This window comes from Arthrobacter sp. NPDC093139 (assembly GCF_044754165.1).
Lineage (GTDB): Bacteria > Actinomycetota > Actinomycetes > Actinomycetales > Micrococcaceae > Arthrobacter.
On sequence record NZ_JBIVOO010000024.1, the window covers coordinates 1 to 17,222 of the forward strand.

The window sequence follows — 17,222 nt, forward strand, 5'->3', positions numbered from 1 at the left end:
GCACCGGACTGTGTCGTGGACACGGCAGGCGCAGAGATGTTCGAAGTCATCTTTCTCCTAATTTATTGATTACTTGACAGTTACGAAGGAAGTTTTTCGGCCCTGGTTTGGGTGTCGGGCCTGCGTGTGCGGCGGAACATCGGCTCGTTCGCGCCAACCCATTCGACCGAGCCGTCGCTAAAGAGCTGTTGCTTCCAGATCGGTACCCCGGCCTTGATGCGGTCCACCAGTTCGGAACAGATGGTGAACGCCTGACGACGGTGAGCGGCCGCTACGGCGCACACCAGGGCCACGTCGCCGACCTTCAGGTCGCCAACGCGGTGGGCCGCCCAAATGCGGACGGGGTGGCCGGTCTCCTCCGGGTGTTCCCCGCGAAGAGTGGCCACGACCTCCAACATCGCCTTGGACGCAGTGGGATGCGCGGTGTAGCTCAGCCGCTCGACGGCCTTGCCGCCGTCGTGGTTGCGGACAACGCCCCGGAAGCTGACAACGGCGCCCGCCTCGGCACCTTCGACCGCGGCAATGGCATCGTCCTCGGAGATAGGATCGGCGGTAAGGGCGGCCCCGATTACTTCAAAATCAGCCACTGGTTTCCTTTCAGATGTTCGCACCGGTGTCGGTTTCCGGGATCGTGACCCGTTCCTCGCCCACATACACATTGAGGCTCCGGCCCCGGCTGAAACCCACCAGGGTAACGCCGGTTTCGGCAGCAAGGTCCGCTGCCAGGCTCGAGGGTGCGCTGACCGCCGCCAAAACCGGAATGCCGGCGAGGGCGGCCTTCTGAACCAGCTCAAATGACGCCCTGCCCGAGACCTGCAGGAGAGTACCGCGCAAGGGCAGAAGCCCTTCGCGCAGAGCCCACCCGACCACCTTGTCCACGGCATTGTGGCGGCCCACGTCCTCGCGGAGGCACAACAGTTCGGCTTCATCGCTGTCGGTGATTCTGAACAACCCTGCCGCGTGGACGCCTCCGGTTTTATCGAACAGCGCCTGAGCTTCCCGCAACTGTTCGGGGAGCCGCGCCAGTACGTTAACCGGCACGCGCAGCTGGTCATCCCGAGGGCTGACTGTGAGGGTCTTGCGAACGGCTTCGATGGATGTGCTGCCGCAGATGCCGCACGAGCTGGAGGTGTAAATGTGCCGGCCGGTATCCGGCAGGGTCAAACCGTGACGGAACTGGGCCTCGACGACGTTGAAGGTTTGTCTGCCGTCTTCATCCTCGCCCGCGCAAAAGCGGAGTGACACGAGATCCGACTGGTTGCTGATGATGCCTTCAGAGACGAGAAAACCGGCGACGAGGTCAAAGTCGTCCCCGGGTGTTCGCATGGTCACAGCAAAGGACATGTTGCCGAAGCGTATTTCCAGCGGTTCCTCGGCCGCCAGCACGTCCTCCCTGAGGCGCACGGGGTATTCAATGGCGGCCGCGGAGCCATCCAGGAGGTACCGGTGGACCTTTCGCCGTTGCGTCATGCGTGCCACGTCGTGAACACTCCTCGCCTGTTGGTCCTCATATGATCCTCATCGCCATGCCGGTGCGTTTTGCAGCTCTGGCCGCCACGGGAGCGCGAATACCGGAACCGGCTCCCCTAACTGAACGCCGCGCGACGGGACCACCATGACACCGTCGGCGGAGGCCAGGCCGCGCATCATGCCGGGTCCGGTGTAGTGGGCCGGAGTCGCCCGGCCATTGACCCAACGGAAGGGCATGAGCCGTGTGGATGCCGCGTGGGCATCGATGACCGTGCCGCACGGCAGCCGGCTGATGTCGGGCAGGGGCTGGTGGCCCAGTGCGGCCAGTAGCGGAGCGCCAATGGTGAACAGGGCCATGAGGGCGGCCAGCGGGTTGCCGGGGAGTCCGATGACGAAACGCCCATTGGGCAGTTTGGCCAAGGCGGCCGGGTGGCCGGGCCGCATGGCGATGCCATCAATGAGGAGCCGTCCGCCGAGGGCGGCCGTGGCAGCCCGGAAATGGTCGGCGCCGGAGCGCCCCGTGCCGCCTGTGGTAACGATCACCTCAGGCCAGGGCCCCATCGGCGGTTCAGCGGCACCCAGTGCTGTCAGCCATTCCTCATAGGAGTCCCCGATGCGGACCAGCGGCCCCGGTATACCCCCGAGCATCTGGATGACTGTGCTGAGCTGCGGCCCGAAAGCGTCCCTGACCTGTCCCGGGGCCGGGACTCTGGCCGTGACCACCTCTGAGCCAGTGACCAACATTTTGATCAGCGGCTTGCGCTGCACGTCCAGCTGGTCGAAGCCGGCGACGGCGGCCAGGGCGATGTGGGCAGGGTTCAAGGTGGTTCCTGTGGCGATGAGGACTTCACCTGCTGCCGCTTCCTCGCCCGACACGCGGATGTGCTGGCCATGACGAGGTTCACCGGGTGATGCGCCCTCGGCCACCATCAGCGTGGGCTGGCCGGCCGCATTGGTCGTAAGCCGTCCGCTCTCCACCCGGAGCACAGCTTCGGCCCCCGGAGCGATTACTCCGCCGGTGACGACAGGGCTGGCCTGCCCGTCACCGAGGGGGTTCCCTGGTTCCGTCAGCACCCATGGGCCGGGACCATTGACCGTCCAGCCGTCCATTGCGGACGAGGCGTAGTGCGGCATCTCCTGAAGCGCTGTGACGTCGGCCGCCAGAGTTCTTCCGTTCGCGTCACCGAGTGGGACCCGCTCTGGTCCGAGGGGCGAGGCGCAGTCAAAAGCCAAGCGGCGGGCTTCCACCCAGGTGTGTTCCCGGTCCGCGGCCCGCCCGCCGTCCTCGGCCTGTGTGCCGGCAGTTGGAAGGGCTTGAGCTAGCACTGGTCGTTCCCTCGTTGCTGAAGTGGTTTTCTATCCGTTCGTTTCCCGAAAGCGGTGTTTCGGCGCTTACCTCCCCAGGTTTTCAGGCCAACCGAAACACCGTTTACGGGAAACGACATCGCATTCCATGAAGCTGCTCTGCAACCTCGTCACCCGGCTGGAATCCGGGCGGGCGTCCGGCAGGAGCTTCCAGCCAGGCGGACTGTCCGCAGCGGAAGAAGCCGAACCGCGATTTGATATTCCAAATATATCCTAAAGATATATCAAGCGGAAGGTCTCCGTTCAGAATTTCACGGACGGCCCATGATGAGGCTGAGCGCTTCCGCGCGGGCTGCCGGTAAGCGCAACTCTCCCCTTACTGCGGAGGTAATGGTTTTAGCTCCCGGCTTCCTGATTCCCCTCATGGACATACAGAGGTGTTCACATTCCACCACGACAATCGCCCCAAGCGGCCGTAGGGCAGAGACGAGAGCATCCACCACCTCGGTCGTCAGCCGTTCCTGCACCTGCGGTCTCCGCGCGAAGGCATCCACCAGCCTGGCCAGTTTGCTGAGACCTGTTACCAGTCCCTCGGCCGACGGGATATATCCAACGTGCGCCACTCCGTGGAAGGGAACCAGGTGGTGCTCGCAGGTGGAGTAGAAAGGAATGTCTTTAACGAGGACCAGTTCCTCATGCCCGAGGTCGAACGTCTTATCAAGTACTGAGATGGGATCCTCGTGAAGGCCACCGTACATTTCCACAGCGGCGCGGGCCACCCGCGCCGGAGTCTCAGCCAGGCCAGGCCTGTCAGGGTCCTCGCCCACGGCAAGGAGGAACTCACGGACCGCCCGCTCCGCGCGTGGGAGGTCCACGCCCTTGGTGGGCAGTCCCACCTCAGTAGCCTCATGCATGCGTGTTCGCTCCCACCGGCTCCAGCCTGACAATGACGGACTTGGACGTCGGGGTTCCGCTGGTGTCCGCCACGGAGTCCAGGGGCACCAGCACATTCGTTTCCGGGTAGTAGGAGGCTGCGCAGCCCTTGGGCGTGGAGTAGGACACGATGCGGAAATTCTCCGCCCGGCGTTCTGTTCCACGGAACTCTGAGACCAGATCGACCATGTCCCCGTCCGCGTAGCCCATCTCGGCTATGTCCTCCTCGTTGACCAGGACTACCCGCCGGCCGCCGTAGATTCCACGGTATCGGTCGTCCTTGCCGTAGATGGTGGTGTTGTACTGGTCGTGTGAACGCAGTGTTTGCAGGATCAGCCGGCCGGCTGGGACCCGAAGGTACTCCAGGGCATTCGACGTGAAGTGCGCCTTGCCGGACTGGGTTTTGAATTCCCTTGTATCCCGTGGTGGGTGGGGCAGAACGAAACCGCCGGGGTTCTGAATTTTCTCCTCGAAATTCTCGAAGCCGTCGATGACAGCTTCGATGTGCCTCCTGATCAGGGAATAATCGTCCCCGAGCGAGAGCCAGTCAGCTACTGGCGCGTTGGGGAGGGGGAGGCCGGAGGCGTCCGTGAACACCTTGTGGGCGAGGTTGCAGACGATGGCGACCTCGGACATCAGGTGTTCGCTGGCGGGCTTAAGCCTTCCGCGGGATGCATGAACGGCGCTCATTGAATCCTCCACGGTCACCCTTTGGTCACCGGACCGTTGGGTATCCCTTTCCGTACGGCCGAGCGTCGGGAGAATCAGGGCGCGTTTTCCTGTTGCCAGGTGCGAGTGGTTCAGTTTCGTTGAAATCTGGACCGTCAGGCGGGTATTGGCCAGGGCCTCTTCGGTGACATCCGAGTCCGGAGCTGCACGGACGAAGTTCCCTCCCATGCCCACGAATAGCCGGACCTTGCCGTCCCGCATGGCCCGGATCGCGGCGACGGTGTCGTAGCCGTGGGCCCGGGGTGAACGGAACTGGAACTCCTGGTCGAGTCTGTCGTGGAAGCTCTCCGGCATCCGTTCGAAGATGCCCATGGTGCGGTCGCCCTGGACGTTGGAGTGTCCCCGGACGGGGCACACCCCGGCTCCGGGCTTTCCGATGTTGCCCTGCAGCAGCAGGACGTTGACGACGTCACGGAGGGTGGGCACCGAGTGCTTGTGCTGGGTCAGGCCCATCGCCCAGCAGACAATGGTGGAGTTTGATACCAGGAGGCGTTCTCCGGTGGCCGCGATCTGTTCCATGGTGAGGCCGCTGGCCTCGATGATGTCCTCCCAGCGGACCTGGTCCAACTGTGAGAGGTAGGACTCGAGGCCGACAGTGTGGTTTTCGATGAAGTCGTGGTCCAAAACGGTTGCCAGGCCCGGGGTGTTCCGGCCTGCACGTTCTGCTTCCAGGAGGTATTTGCCCAGTCCTTGGAAGAGTGCCTGGTCGCCACCGGCCCGGATCTGAAGGAAATCGTCAGTCAGCTGGGTGCCAATCAGCGTGCCGGAGATGGTCTGCGGGTTCTCGAAATGCAGCAGTCCGGCCTCGGGGAGTGGATTGATGGATACGATGGCGGCGCCGTTTTTCTTGGCCTTTTCCAGCGCACTGAGCATGCGAGGGTGATTTGTGCCCGGATTCTGGCCGGCCACCAAGATCAGGGACGCCGTTTCCAGATCGGTGAGGCTGACCGATCCTTTGCCAATGCCGATGGTCTCGACCAGGGCCGATCCGGAAGACTCGTGGCACATGTTCGAACAGTCCGGGAGGTTGTTCGTGCCCACGCCCCGCACCAGCAACTGGTACACAAACGCAGCCTCGTTGGACGTCCTCCCGGAGGTATAGAAGACGCTCTGGTCAGGGTGGTCCATGCCCCGGAGTTCCTGCGCGATCATTTCCAGGGCGTCGTCCCACTCGATGGGCCGGTAGTGGGTTGCGCCCTCATCCAGGACCATCGGGTGGGTAAGCCTGCCCTGCTGTCCAAGCCAGTAGTCATCACGTGTCTTCAACTCGGCAATGGAATGCCTGGCGAAGAATTCCGGCGTGACGCGGCGGCGTGTGGCCTCCTCCGCTACGGCCTTGGCGCCGTTCTCACAGAATTCCGCTGCGTTGCGCTTCTCGTGCTCCGGCCACGCGCAGCCCATACAGTCAAAGCCGTCGACCTGGTTGACCGCCAAAAGAGTCTGCACGCTCCGGAGCGGGCCCATTTGCTCAAGGGATATCTTCAGCGCATTGGCCACCGCGGGAATGCCCACAGCCTTGGTTTTGGGTTTGCCGACAGTCAGCTTTGACTCATCGATGTTCTCGCGGGGGGCTTTAGAGGCCATTGGCTCTTCCTTCAAATCTGTGCGGACGTTTCATGCTCACCAACTGGTGCCTGGGGGACCTCGACCGTGATGACGTCACCGTCATTGCGGAAGAACATGCGGCGGCCACGGCCGAAGGCCAGAACCAGCCAGATGATGGTGCCATCCTCGGTCACGTCATCGATCCAGCCGCTGTGCGGGACTGTGTACGCTTCCAGGACTGTGACGAAGTCGCCCGGGATGAGAGCGGTCCAGTCTGCCACGACCTTTGTGCAGGTGTGTGTGGCGGTAGGATGTGGCGCCGGGCGGCGTGCCATTGCCGTCCCCGTCATTGTGTGAGTGCTGGCACCGGGGCTGCGTGCGACTGTTCCCGCGCCGCTTCGGCGGTATGGAGAAGAAGCAGTGATGTGGTGACTGAGCCGACGCCACCCGGGACCGGTGTCAGCGCAGAAGCAACGGCCTGGACGCTGGCTTCGTCGACATCGCCGACGAGCGAGCCGTCGGAAAGCACATTGGTGCCTACGTCGATGACTACAGAGTGGTCAGAAACGTCAGTCCCGGTGAGCAGTCCGGTGCGACCGGCAGCAACAACCACAACGTCGGCAGTTTTGGTGTACTTCTCCAGAGGGCCTGACCGCGAGTGGCAAACGGTCGTGGTGGCGTCCTTCTGCAGCAGCAGGAGGGACAGCGGCTTGCCAACCACGGCTGAACGCCCCACCACCACCACACTGCGGCCGGCTACCGGGATGTTGAAGTGGTCAAGCATTTCTATTACCGCGCGCGCAGTAGCCGGGGCGAAAGCACGTTGACCGACAGTAAGGAGTCCCAGGCTCAAAGGGTTAGCGCCATCGATGTCTTTTGCCGGGTCGATGTGCCTGACCAGCTCCTGACTTCTGACGCTTGGGGGCAGCGGAGTCTGCAGGATGATTCCATTGACGGAAGGCTCCGCACTGAGGTCTTTCAGCACCGCAACGAGGACCTGCTCTGTAGCGTCCTGGCCGAGGTCGATAATCCTGCACTCGATGCCGGCACTTTCCGAGGCGCGCTCGATGGATCGCACGTACCAGTGGGTCGAGCTGTCCTCGGTGGCGACTACGACGGCGAGGGTCGGGCGTAAGCCCTCTTCTGCCAGTGCTTTGGCTTCTGCCTGGGCCTGTTGCTGTATTAGCTTGGCGAGGGGCTTGCCGGAGAGTACAGATGCCGTCATCGGAGGATCCTTTCGCGTACGTGCTGTGAGAGCGAGTCAGCGGCCAGCACGACTTTTTCTTCAAGGCCGTCAGTTTGTTCGGCCAGCGCGGCACGCGCGCGCGTGTCCTTTATCGCGACGACGTTGATGTCTATGTTGACGCGCGCGGTGGTGGCAGCCGCCCTGGCCGCGTCGGCGGCTGCGGCAATGTCACTGATGACATTGGGGTTGGCAATGTCCAGAAGTTCCGCGGCGAGTTCCACCACGGCGCCCGACAGCTTGATCAGCTGGGCGGGCGGCTGAGCAGCCTGAACGAGTGCATTCTGTATGGCGGCTGCACGTGTCTCACGTTCCGAGTCGTTCGTGGCGGGCAGCTTGTAAGAGGCAATCACATCTGCGAAGGCGACTTCATCGGCGTCGGCCAGCCGCAGCGCCTCGTCAATGAGATGGTCGGCGGCGGAAATGATTCTGGACGTTGTTTGTCCGTGCTGCTCATACTTCCCGCCGGTGCTGAATCTTGCCACCATGGCCACCAGGGCCGCTCCCTGCGCTGCGTGCAGCGCCGCGGCCGCACCGCCACCCGGCGTGGGGTTCCGCGAGGCAAGCCTGCCGAGGTAGTCATTAAGTGTTTCTGAACCGATCATTTGTCCATTCCTGGGCTGGTTGATGCTGAGGGCGGGAAGGGGATGCGCGCAGCCCGGCTCCCGTTGCGAGGAGGGGTCCGGGCCGCGCGCCCCCAAGGGGCCCGACGGCTGGTTAGCCGCGGAGCCTGGTCATTTTCGGGTCGTACAGAGGCTCTTCAGTAACAGTGGCCCTGATACGTCGTCCGAAGTATTCGATTTCGACAGAATCGCCGACGGAAACGGCTGCCGGAAGGTAGGCGTAGGCGATCGGCTTGGCGATGGTGTAGCCGTAGGCCGCGCTGGTCACATAGCCGACCGCTTGCTCCTTGTAGTACACGGGTTCCTTGCCCAGGACGATGGACCGGCCGTCGTCGATGGTGAGGCACCGCAGCCTGCGGGAGGAACCTTCCTCCGTGCGGCCTTCGAGTGCACCCTTGCCGATAAAGCTGTCCTTGGACATCTTCACGGCGAAGGCGAGACCCGCCTCAAACGGGTCATGTTCGGTGGTCATGTCCGCGCCCCACGAGCGGTATCCCTTTTCCAGGCGCAGGGAACTGAAGGCCGCACGTCCGGCAGCGATGACGCCGAACGGCTGCCCGGCCTTCCAGAGCACATCCCAGAGCCGCTGACCGTATTCGGCGCTCGTGTAAAGCTCCCAGCCCAGTTCCCCGACGTAGGAGAGACGCATGGCCGTGACCGGAACTCCACCGATGACAACTTCCTTTGCCCGGAAGTACCGGAGACCGTCGTTGGAGAAGTCGTCATCGCTAATGCCGCTGACCAGGTCGCGGGCCAGCGGGCCCCAGAGCCCGATGCAGCACGTGCCGCCTGTGGTGTCCCGGACCTGGACCCAGTCGGTGGCTGAGCCGCTTTGGGTTTGGTGCCGCGCAGCCCTGGTGAAGTACGCCGTGTCGATGTTGCCGTTGGCGCCGAGCTGGAACCTGTCCTCGCTGAGGCGTGCAACGGTGATGTCACTCCGCACGCCACCGGCGTGGTCGAGCAGCAGTGTGTAGGTGACGGCCCCCGGCTTCTTGTCCAGGTCCGCTGTGGTCAACTCCTGCAGCAGCTTCAGGGCGCCGGGACCCGAGACTTCCAGCCGCTTGAGCGGGGTCATATCGTACATGGCCACCGCCGTGCGGGTCTTCCAGGCCTCAGCGGCGGCGATCGGGGAACTGAACATCTGTGCCCATGCGTCACGGGCCGGGGGCAGCCATTCCGTGGGCATCTCCTTGAGGAGTCCGGCGTTGGATTCAAACCAATAGGGCCGTTCCCAGCCTCCGGCTTCCAGGAAAAAGCCGCCCAGTTCCTTCTGCCGCGCATGGAACGGGCTGACGCGAAGGTTTCGCGGGGAGAGCTTGGGCTGGAGCGGGTGCAGGACATCGTAGATTTCCACGAAGTTCTGCTGGGAGGTCTCGCTGACGTATTCGGGCGTGAGCTGGACGTCTTCGAAGCGGGTGATGTCGCACTCGCCCAGGTCGGTTTCTGACTTGCCGGTGGTGAGCAGTTCCGCCACCGCCTTCGCCACGCCGGCGGAGTGCGTTACCCATACGGCCTCTGCCACGAAGAAGCCGTCGAGCTCCTTGGATTCTCCGATGAGCGGTCCGCCGTCGGGGGTGAAGGAGAAGATGCCGTTGAAGCCATCCTCGATTTCGCTTTCTGCCAGTCCCGGGAGCAGCTGCTTGGAGGCTTCCCACGCAGGCAGGAAGTCTTCCAGGGTGAAGTCCAGGCGCGAAGGCATGTTGTGTTCGTTGACGGCCTCCGGGCTGAAGGTCCCCAGATCCTCGACGTCAACGGGCATCGGGCGGTGGGCGTAAGACCCGATGCCGTAGCGTTCGCCGTGCTCCCGGTAGTAGAGGTCCTGGTCCTGGTGGCGCAGGATTGGCAGCGTGGCGCCGTTCGGCAGTTCGTTGCGTCCCTTCAACGCGGGCACAGGAGCAGTCTTGACGTACTGGTGTGCCAGCGGCAGGAGAGGCACGGCCATGCCGATCAGGGCCCCGATCTTTGCGCCCCAGAATCCACCGCATGAAATAACGATATCGGCGGGAAGAACGCCTTCGGAGGTTTCGACGCCGGTGACCCGCCCGTCCGTCTGCTGTATTCCTGTCACCGTGGTGGAGCCCAGGTACTTGACTCCGGCGGCCTCCGTCCGCTTGATGAGCAGCTGGACTGCACGGGCAGCGCTGGCCAGGCCGTCACTGGGAACGTGGAGACCGCCGAGAACGTCCTCCTCGTTCAGGAGCGGGTAAAGCTCCTTACATTCGGCAGGGGACAGTATGGTTCCCTCGATGCCCCACGATGCGGCGTAGCCGAGTTTTCTTTTCAGGTCCGCGAGGCGGGTCTCGGTGGTTGCAACTTCCAGGCCGCCCACCTGGTTGAAGCAGCTGACGCCGTCCTCGCTCAGGGAGAGCAGCTTTTCGACCGTGTACTTGGCGAAGCTGGTCATGGTCTTGGAGGGGTTGGTCTGGAAGACCAGCCCGGGGGCGTGGGACGTCGAGCCGCCGGGCATGTTCAGGGGCCCCTGGTCCAGGACTGTGATGTTGTTCCAACCGCGGGCCACCAGTTCGTCGGCGACATTAGTGCCGACGATTCCGGCGCCGATGATGACAATGCGTGGTGTCGATGCCATTTCTTAATTACTCCTGCTGATTTTGAATGTGCGCTGTTGCTGCTCGTGCCGGGGTGATCTCAACGGAAGACGACGGTGCTGGACTGATCCAGCAGGACACGGTGCTCGCAGTGCCAACGGACTGCCCGTGCCAGCGCCAACGCCTCTGCATCCTGTCCCACCGTTGAGAGGGAGGCCGGCCCAAAGCTATGGTCGACACGGATGACTTCCTGCTCGATGATCGGGCCTTCATCAAGGTCCGCGGTCACGTAGTGGGCGGTTGCCCCCACAAGCTTGACCCCGCGCTCATAGGCCTGGTGGTAAGGCCGCGCGCCCTTGAACCCGGGCAGGAACGAGTGGTGGATGTTGATCGCCCTTCCCTCGAGGGCACGGCACAGGTCATTGGAAAGCACCTGCATGTACCGGGCGAGGACCACGAGGTCCACGTTGTACTCGTCGACCAGTTCGAGCAGCCTGCGCTCGGCGTCTTCTTTGGTCTCAGGAGTTACCGGAATGTACACGAAGGGAAGGCCGGCGGCCTCCGCCATGGCCCGGTGTGTTTCGTGGTTGGAAACGACGGCGACAAGTTCTCCACCCAGGCTGCCTCCGCGCCAGCGGAAGATCAGGTCATTCAGGCAATGCCCAAACTTGGAGACCATCACCAAAACGCGCTCTTTGGTCTCGTCGTGAAAGCTGAATTTCATCTCGAAGCGCTCCGCGATGGGACGGAACTCCTCTTCGAGTCTGGCTGGTTCGAAGTCTGCCGACCCGGAAAAAGCGGTCCGCAGGTGAAGCGTCTGGCGGAGGCCGTCGTCGAACTGCTGGTGCTCCTCGATGTTGAATCCGCGCTCAAACAGGAACGTGGTGACTGCCTGAACGATGCCGGCACGTTCGACGCACGACAGTGTGAGTACGAACTTCCGGCTGGTGACTGCTTCTCCGGAGGCTTCCGCCTGCGGAGCGGGCCGTGTTTCTTGAGTGGTCTGCACCAGGGTCACGTGACCTCCTATAGATATATGCTTGGTGAACTGATTGATATATTAGGACTGGCGACCAGCGTATACTGGTGCAGGGACACGGTCAATAGTCACTATTGGCCGAGAGGAGAGGCGGTACGGTGGCGTTTGAAGCTCTGGCGGTGACCGAGGACGTTGGCTCGAAATCCCTGGCCGACGTGGCCTACGAACGGATACGCGACAGGCTGCTGACCCTGGAGATCAAGCCCGGTGAGCCGCTATACGACGAAGGGCTTGCAAAGGAACTTGGCGTGGGACGGACTCCCGTAAGGGAAGCCCTGAAGCGGCTGGAACTGGACCGGCTCGTCGTGACCTATCCTAGGCGCGGCACGTTCGCAACCCGCGTAGAGGTCACGGACCTCGCCTTCATCTCGGAGATTCGAGCGCAGCTGGAACCGCTCGCGGCTTCCCGTGCTGCCAGGGTGGCCAGCGCGGCGGCCCGGGAGCGCCTCCGGCGAATTGTGGCTGCCGTGGAGTCCTTCGACGTGGAGAGCGCGACAGTTGTGGAGACCCTGCAGTTGGACGCCCGCGTGCACCAGGGAATTTATGCTGCGGCGGGGAATCCGCATCTGGAGGACGTGCTGATCCGCTATGACAACCTGGCCACGCGCATCTGGTGCATGGTCCTGGATCGCCTGCCGGACCTTTCCCGGCATGTCCATGAGCACGTCGACCTGCTCCAAGCGGTGATCGATAAAGACGAGGTCCGTGCTGCAGAACTGGCGCGCACCCACGTAAATGGCTTTGAGAAGGCCGTGCGCACAGCACTGTTCGCCGCCTGAGCATCCCATCCTAAAGGGCGGGTGAGGCCGCTCTTTATGGTGGTTTATCCCTTCCCGGGCAGGTGGCAATCTTAGGGCAAGGATCTCTGTGGTCCAGTGCCCTTGCCGGCGCAATCGGCATTGCCCAGCGCAATGCCCTGCAGCCCCTGTCCAAGTGCCTTTGATGCCTTGTCGATGGCTGGGGCACGCCACAGGAGATTGTTTCGTCGTTTGCCGGCCAGGCAGCGTCCGCCACTGAAAGCTAAGGCACTTAATTAACCATGCCAGATACTTTGAACGGCAGAAGGTCAGCAGGCAGGAACGGGAACCCGTTGCGGGATCCGCGGGATCGCCGGTTGAACCGGATTGCCGGACCGTCTTCGCTCGTGCTTTTCGGGGTCACGGGTGACCTTGCGCGCAAGAAGCTCATGCCCGCCGTATATGACCTCGCTAACCGTGGCCTGTTGCCGCCCAGCTTTGCCTTGGTGGGCTTTGGCCGGCGGCAGTGGGACAACGCGGAGTTCGCCGCGGAGGTCAAGGATGCCGTGATCTCGTATTCGCGGACGCCGTTTGATGAGGCGGTGTGGAACCAGCTCTCCGAAGGCATACGTTTCGTGCAGGGCGAGTTCGACGACGACGCTGCGTTTGAGCGGCTTGGTGAGACGATCGCTGAGCTGGATGAGCAGCGCGGCACGCGCGGCAACCACGCGTTTTACCTCTCGATTCCGCCCAAGGCGTTCGAGCAGGTCTGCCGGCAGCTTTCCAAGCACGGTTTGGCGCAGGCCGAGGGTGAGAAGTGGCGCCGGGTGGTGATCGAGAAGCCGTTCGGGCACGACCTGGAATCGGCGCGGCAGCTGAATGACATTGTGGAGTCGGTGTTCCCGCCGGATGCGGTGTTCCGGATCGATCATTACCTGGGCAAGGAGACGGTGCAGAACATTCTGGCGCTGCGGTTCGCGAACCAGTTGTTCGAGCCGTTGTGGAACGCCAATTATGTGGACCATGTGCAGATCACGATGGCCGAGGACATCGGTACCGGCGGCCGGGCGGGGTATTACGACGGGGTGGGCGCGGCGCGGGATGTGATCCAGAACCACCTGCTGCAGCTGCTCGCTTTGACGGCGATGGAGGAGCCGATTTCCTTTAATGCCGATGATCTGCGCACAGAGAAGGAAAAGGTCCTCGCCGCGGTCAGGTTGCCGGAGGATTTGTCCACGCATTCGGCGCGCGGGCAGTTCGCCGGCGGCTGGCAGGGCGGGGAGCAGGTCCAGGGCTACCTGGAGGAGGAGGGCATCCCCGCCGATTCCACCACCGAGACGTTCGCCGCGATCCGGGTGGATATCAACACCCGGCGCTGGTCCGGGGTGCCGTTCTACCTGCGCGCGGGCAAGCGGCTGGGCCGTCGTGTCACCGAGATCGCGGTGGTCTTCAAGCGGGCGCCGAACCTGTTGTTCCGTGACCACAGTGATGATGACTTCGGGCAGAACGCGGTGGTGATCCGGGTCCAGCCCGATGAGGGCGCGACGATCCGGTTCGGGTCCAAGGTCCCGGGCACGCAGATGGAGGTCCGGGACGTGACGATGGACTTCGGGTACGGGCACTCGTTCACCGAATCCTCGCCCGAGGCGTACGAGCGGCTGATCCTGGACGTGCTCCTCGGTGAGCCGCCGCTGTTCCCGCGGCATGAGGAAGTGGAGCTGTCCTGGAAGATCCTGGATCCCTTCGAAGAGTACTGGGCGCAGCTGGGCGAACAGCCCGAGCCTTACGCCCCCGGCAGCTGGGGCCCGGCCTCGGCTGATGAGCTGCTAGCCCGCGACGGACGCACCTGGAGAAGGCCATGATTGTAGATCTTCCGAACACCACCACCTCTCTGATTTCCAAGAAGATCATGTCCCTGCGCGAGCAGGGCGGGGTGATCGCGCTGGGCCGGGTGCTCACCCTCGTGGTCGTCACCAAGTCCGGGCTGGAAGAGGAAGCGATCGAGGCCGCGAACGAGGCCAGCCGGGAACACCCCTGCCGGATCATCGTGCTCGCCGACGCCGGCTCTGCCGCCCCGAACCGGCTCGACGCCCAGATCCGGGTCGGCGGGGACGCCGGGGCCTCGGAGGTGATCGTGCTGCGCGGCTTCGGGGAACTCGCCGAGGAAAGCGAGTCCCTAGTCGCGGCGCTGCTGCTGCCCGACGCCCCGATCGTGGCCTGGTGGCCGCACGGCGCGCCGAAGAACGCCTCCGAAACCTCCATCGGCAAGATCGCGCACCGGCGCATCACCGATTCGGCGAACGAGGCCGAACCCCAGGTCGCGCTGGAAAACATCCGCAACACCTACAAGGCCGGCGACACCGACCTGGCCTGGACCCGCCTGACGAACTGGCGCATCCAGCTCGCCGCCGTGCTGGACCAGGTCGACTCCTCCCCGGTCACCGCCGTCGCGGTCGAAGGCGCCTCGGACTCCCCGTCCACGATCCTCCTCGCGGCCTGGCTCACGCTGTCCCTGGACGCGCCCGTCACCATCGTCGCGGACCCCGCCGGCACCGGCATCCGCCGCGTCCGCCTCACCCGAGCCACCGGCGACATCCAGCTCTTCCGCCCCGGACTCTCCGTCGCCGAACTCACCCAACCCGGACAGCCCGTCCAACGCATCTCCCTGCCCCGGCGCAGCCTCCGCGACTGCCTCGCCGAAGAACTCCGCCGCCTCGACCCCGACGAAGTCTTCGGCCTCACTCTTGGAGCACTTGATTTGGTGCGGGACTGGGAAGAAATGCCGCAGCTTTCGCTGGTGTAAGAAGGTAGCGGCCTTAAAAGGAAGTGTCCCCGTCGTTATCAACGGCGGGGACACTCTTGTGTGTGGAGAGGCGGCCAGGGCACGAGGGAAAATGGCCTACGGGCAGACTCCTGGAGTCACCGTACGGGCACTTCAGCGCGCTTCCCAAACGGCATATCGTCCAGATCAATCAAGGCGTTGTGGTCCTGGCTGGCGACGAGTTCGTGCGCCTCGGCCTCCGTGTCCACGCTCGGCATGGAACCAGGGAGGGGGCGGCGGGCGGACTCGCGAAGGAAAAGGATGGCTACCGCGCCGATCACCGACGTCGCCATCAGGTAGTACGCCGGGGCCATGTCGTCGCCGGTCGCCTTGATCAGGCCTTGCACCAGGAACGGTGTTGTCCCGCCGAAAAGTGCGACCGAGAAGTTGTACGCGATGCCCATGCTGCTGTATCGGGCGGAAGTGGGGAACAAGGCAGGCAAGGCGGAGGCCAAGTTGGGCACGTAGAAGGCCACGGGGATGGCGATCAGGGACAGGCCGGCGAACGTTGACCAAACGTCTCCGATTCCGATCAGGACGAATGCAGGCATAGCGAACAGGACAGTGCTGCCGGCGCCGATCCACAGCACCGGGCGCCGACCGATGCGGTCGGAGAGCTTGCCTGTGAGCGGGATACACAGCGCCATCACCAGCAGCACCGGAATGGTCAGCAGGGTGCCGTCGACCGGGTCGTAACCCTTGGACTCGGTCAGGTATGTCGGCATGTAGGACGTCAGTGCATATCCAACGGTGTTGGCTGCGCCAGCAAGGATCATCGCCAGCACGATCGGGCGCCAGTAGGTTTTCAAAATGCCGACAGGGCCCTTGGCGGGATCGGCGGCGGCGGCTTCGGCGGCGGCTGCCTCCTGTGCGTCCAGGGCCGCTTGGAACTGAGGCGACTCCTCGATCCTGTTCCGGAAATAGAGTGCGATCAGTCCTAGCGGACCGGCTACCAGGAAGGGCAGCCTCCAGCCCCATTCCTCCATGGCCGCCTGACCTAGCGTAATCTGCAGGACAGAAACCGTGGCAGCGCCGAGGGCAAATCCGATGAATGACCCCATATCCAGGAAACTGGCGAAGAAGCCGCGACGCTTGTCAGGAGCATATTCGCACACGAAGGTGGTTGCTCCCGCATATTCGCCGCCTGTGGAGAAGCCCTGCAGGAGTTTGAGGACCACCAGCAGTACGGCCGCCCAGGCGCCTATTTGTGCATAGCCGGGCAGGAGGCCGACGGCGAATGTGCTGGCCGCCATCAGCATAAGGGTCGCGGCAAGCACCTTCTGGCGCCCTACCTTGTCACCAAGCCAGCCGAACACGACGCCGCCAACAGGGCGGGCGATGAACGTGACCGCGAACGTACCCAGCAGGAACAGGGTCTGGACGGTCTTGTCCGCTTCTGGCAGGAAAGCGGGACCCATGGTGGTGATCAGATAGCCGAACACACCGATGTCGTACCACTCCATGGCGTTGCCCACGACCGTGCCGCCGAGGGCCTTTTTAAGCATCCGCTGGTCCACGACATTGATGTCGGACGCCTTGAGCCTGGGGGAGTGTCCGTCTTTGCTGCTCTGATCGGTAGTGACATCACCTTTGACTGTCATAAAGGGGTTCCTTACTGGATGTGGCGGGGACTCGGACACAGAGTGCTGCGGCTGGCCCCAGGGCAAGTTCGGCTGGTGCTCGGACCCAAGGGCCATGGAGGAGCCGGCCAGGACTATGGCTGTTCTACTGGCATACTGGCCGTGCGCGGCCGGTATCGGAGGGGCGGTATGCAGAGTGGCCCCGGCTGCGTGCAGCTAGCGCCTCCCGGGGAGTGGGCTCATCAGCGATGAGTATGTGCATGAAGCACGTTTTCGTCAGGAGATGCGCGAGCACGCCGGGTCCTCTCATGTTCCGCCGTAACTGTTCCGTAGTAGTCAACGAGCTTCAGTTTACGCAACAGCGTGCGTCAGCTCACAGCCGGTGTCAAAAAAATGACTTTGGGCCCGCCGGGTAGCTATAGATGGTTCTGCCTATTCGTTTGGGTAGGCGTAACCGTCCAATTATGGGATAGTGCCCGTTGGGCTCTGGAGGCGATGATGATACGGCAACAGCTTTTCTCAAAGGAGTTCCGTGTCTTCAAATCCGATTCGTGTCGCAATCGTCGGGGTGGGTAACTGCGCCGCTTCGCTGGTCCAGGGTGTCCACTATTACCGGGATGCGGACCCGCAGGCCACGATCCCGGGTCTGAT

General features: G+C 63.3%; 14 protein-coding genes and 1 pseudogene. 4 read left to right on the forward strand and 11 right to left on the reverse strand.

Translation table 11 applies throughout. The features are described from left to right. Window positions 1–80: 80 nt before the first annotated feature. The 10 genes from ACIP90_RS21140 to purU all read right to left on the reverse strand — a co-directional run bounded on the left by ACIP90_RS21140 (window position 81) and on the right by purU (window position 11,412). Window positions 81–587 (reverse strand): molybdenum cofactor biosynthesis protein MoaE, encoded by a 507-nt coding sequence (locus ACIP90_RS21140; protein WP_400581689.1) that lies wholly within the window; start codon window positions 585–587, stop codon window positions 81–83. A 10-nt stretch (window positions 588–597) separates the two neighbouring features. Continuing rightward, a complete protein-coding gene (gene fdhD, locus ACIP90_RS21145; RefSeq protein ID WP_400581690.1) occupies window positions 598–1,479 on the reverse strand; it encodes a formate dehydrogenase accessory sulfurtransferase FdhD in 882 nt (293 codons plus the stop codon). Window positions 1,480–1,518: 39 nt separating this feature from the next. Beyond that, window positions 1,519–2,796, reverse strand: coding sequence for a molybdopterin molybdotransferase MoeA (locus tag ACIP90_RS21150; RefSeq protein ID WP_400581691.1), 1,278 nt, complete (start codon window positions 2,794–2,796; stop codon window positions 1,519–1,521). Between the two features lie 290 nt (window positions 2,797–3,086). Further along, a complete protein-coding gene (gene folE / locus ACIP90_RS21155; RefSeq protein WP_400581692.1) occupies window positions 3,087–3,689 on the reverse strand; it encodes a GTP cyclohydrolase I FolE in 603 nt (200 codons plus the stop codon). Beyond that, entirely contained in the window at window positions 3,682–6,021 is a 2,340-nt protein-coding gene (locus tag ACIP90_RS21160; RefSeq protein WP_400581695.1) for an FdhF/YdeP family oxidoreductase, read from the reverse strand. Before ACIP90_RS21160 ends, folE begins: the two co-directional genes overlap by 8 nt. A gap of 11 nt (window positions 6,022–6,032) precedes the next feature. Further along, window positions 6,033–6,263: a hypothetical protein gene (locus ACIP90_RS21165; RefSeq protein ID WP_400581696.1), complete on the reverse strand. Its 231-nt coding sequence runs from the start codon at window positions 6,261–6,263 to the stop codon at window positions 6,033–6,035. 65 nt (window positions 6,264–6,328) lie between these two features. Next, window positions 6,329–7,207, reverse strand: coding sequence for a bifunctional 5,10-methylenetetrahydrofolate dehydrogenase/5,10-methenyltetrahydrofolate cyclohydrolase (locus ACIP90_RS21170; protein WP_400581697.1), 879 nt, complete (start codon window positions 7,205–7,207; stop codon window positions 6,329–6,331). Continuing rightward, complete coding sequence (locus ACIP90_RS21175) at window positions 7,204–7,830, reverse strand: cyclodeaminase/cyclohydrolase family protein (protein WP_400581699.1); 627 nt, start codon at window positions 7,828–7,830, stop codon at window positions 7,204–7,206. The genes ACIP90_RS21170 and ACIP90_RS21175 overlap by 4 nt, the downstream gene beginning before the upstream one ends. A 112-nt stretch (window positions 7,831–7,942) precedes the next feature. Then, on the reverse strand, window positions 7,943–10,435 hold the full coding sequence (locus ACIP90_RS21180) for an FAD-dependent oxidoreductase (protein ID WP_400581701.1): 2,493 nt from the start codon (window positions 10,433–10,435) through the stop codon (window positions 7,943–7,945). A 59-nt stretch (window positions 10,436–10,494) separates the two neighbouring features. Further along, a complete protein-coding gene (gene purU / locus ACIP90_RS21185; protein ID WP_400581704.1) occupies window positions 10,495–11,412 on the reverse strand; it encodes a formyltetrahydrofolate deformylase in 918 nt (305 codons plus the stop codon). Window positions 11,413–11,531: 119 nt separating this feature from the next. Between purU and ACIP90_RS21190 the strand changes: the two genes are divergently transcribed. From ACIP90_RS21190 to ACIP90_RS21200, 3 genes are all read left to right on the forward strand, one after another. Next, a complete protein-coding gene (locus tag ACIP90_RS21190) occupies window positions 11,532–12,212 on the forward strand; it encodes a GntR family transcriptional regulator (RefSeq protein ID WP_400581706.1) in 681 nt (226 codons plus the stop codon). 260 nt (window positions 12,213–12,472) lie between these two features. Continuing rightward, window positions 12,473–14,032, forward strand: coding sequence for a glucose-6-phosphate dehydrogenase (gene zwf, locus ACIP90_RS21195; RefSeq protein ID WP_400581708.1), 1,560 nt, complete (start codon window positions 12,473–12,475; stop codon window positions 14,030–14,032). Next, window positions 14,029–14,973 (forward strand): glucose-6-phosphate dehydrogenase assembly protein OpcA, encoded by a 945-nt coding sequence (locus ACIP90_RS21200; RefSeq protein WP_400581711.1) that lies wholly within the window; start codon window positions 14,029–14,031, stop codon window positions 14,971–14,973. Before zwf ends, ACIP90_RS21200 begins: the two co-directional genes overlap by 4 nt. Window positions 14,974–15,089: 116 nt before the next feature. Here ACIP90_RS21200 and ACIP90_RS21205 read toward each other — a convergent pair whose 3' ends face one another. Beyond that, on the reverse strand, window positions 15,090–16,592 hold the full coding sequence (locus ACIP90_RS21205) for an MFS transporter (protein WP_400581714.1): 1,503 nt from the start codon (window positions 16,590–16,592) through the stop codon (window positions 15,090–15,092). A gap of 511 nt (window positions 16,593–17,103) precedes the next feature. Here ACIP90_RS21205 and ACIP90_RS21210 point away from each other — a divergent pair. Beyond that, a pseudogene (locus ACIP90_RS21210) lies at window positions 17,104–17,222 on the forward strand (inositol-3-phosphate synthase); the annotation flags it as partial.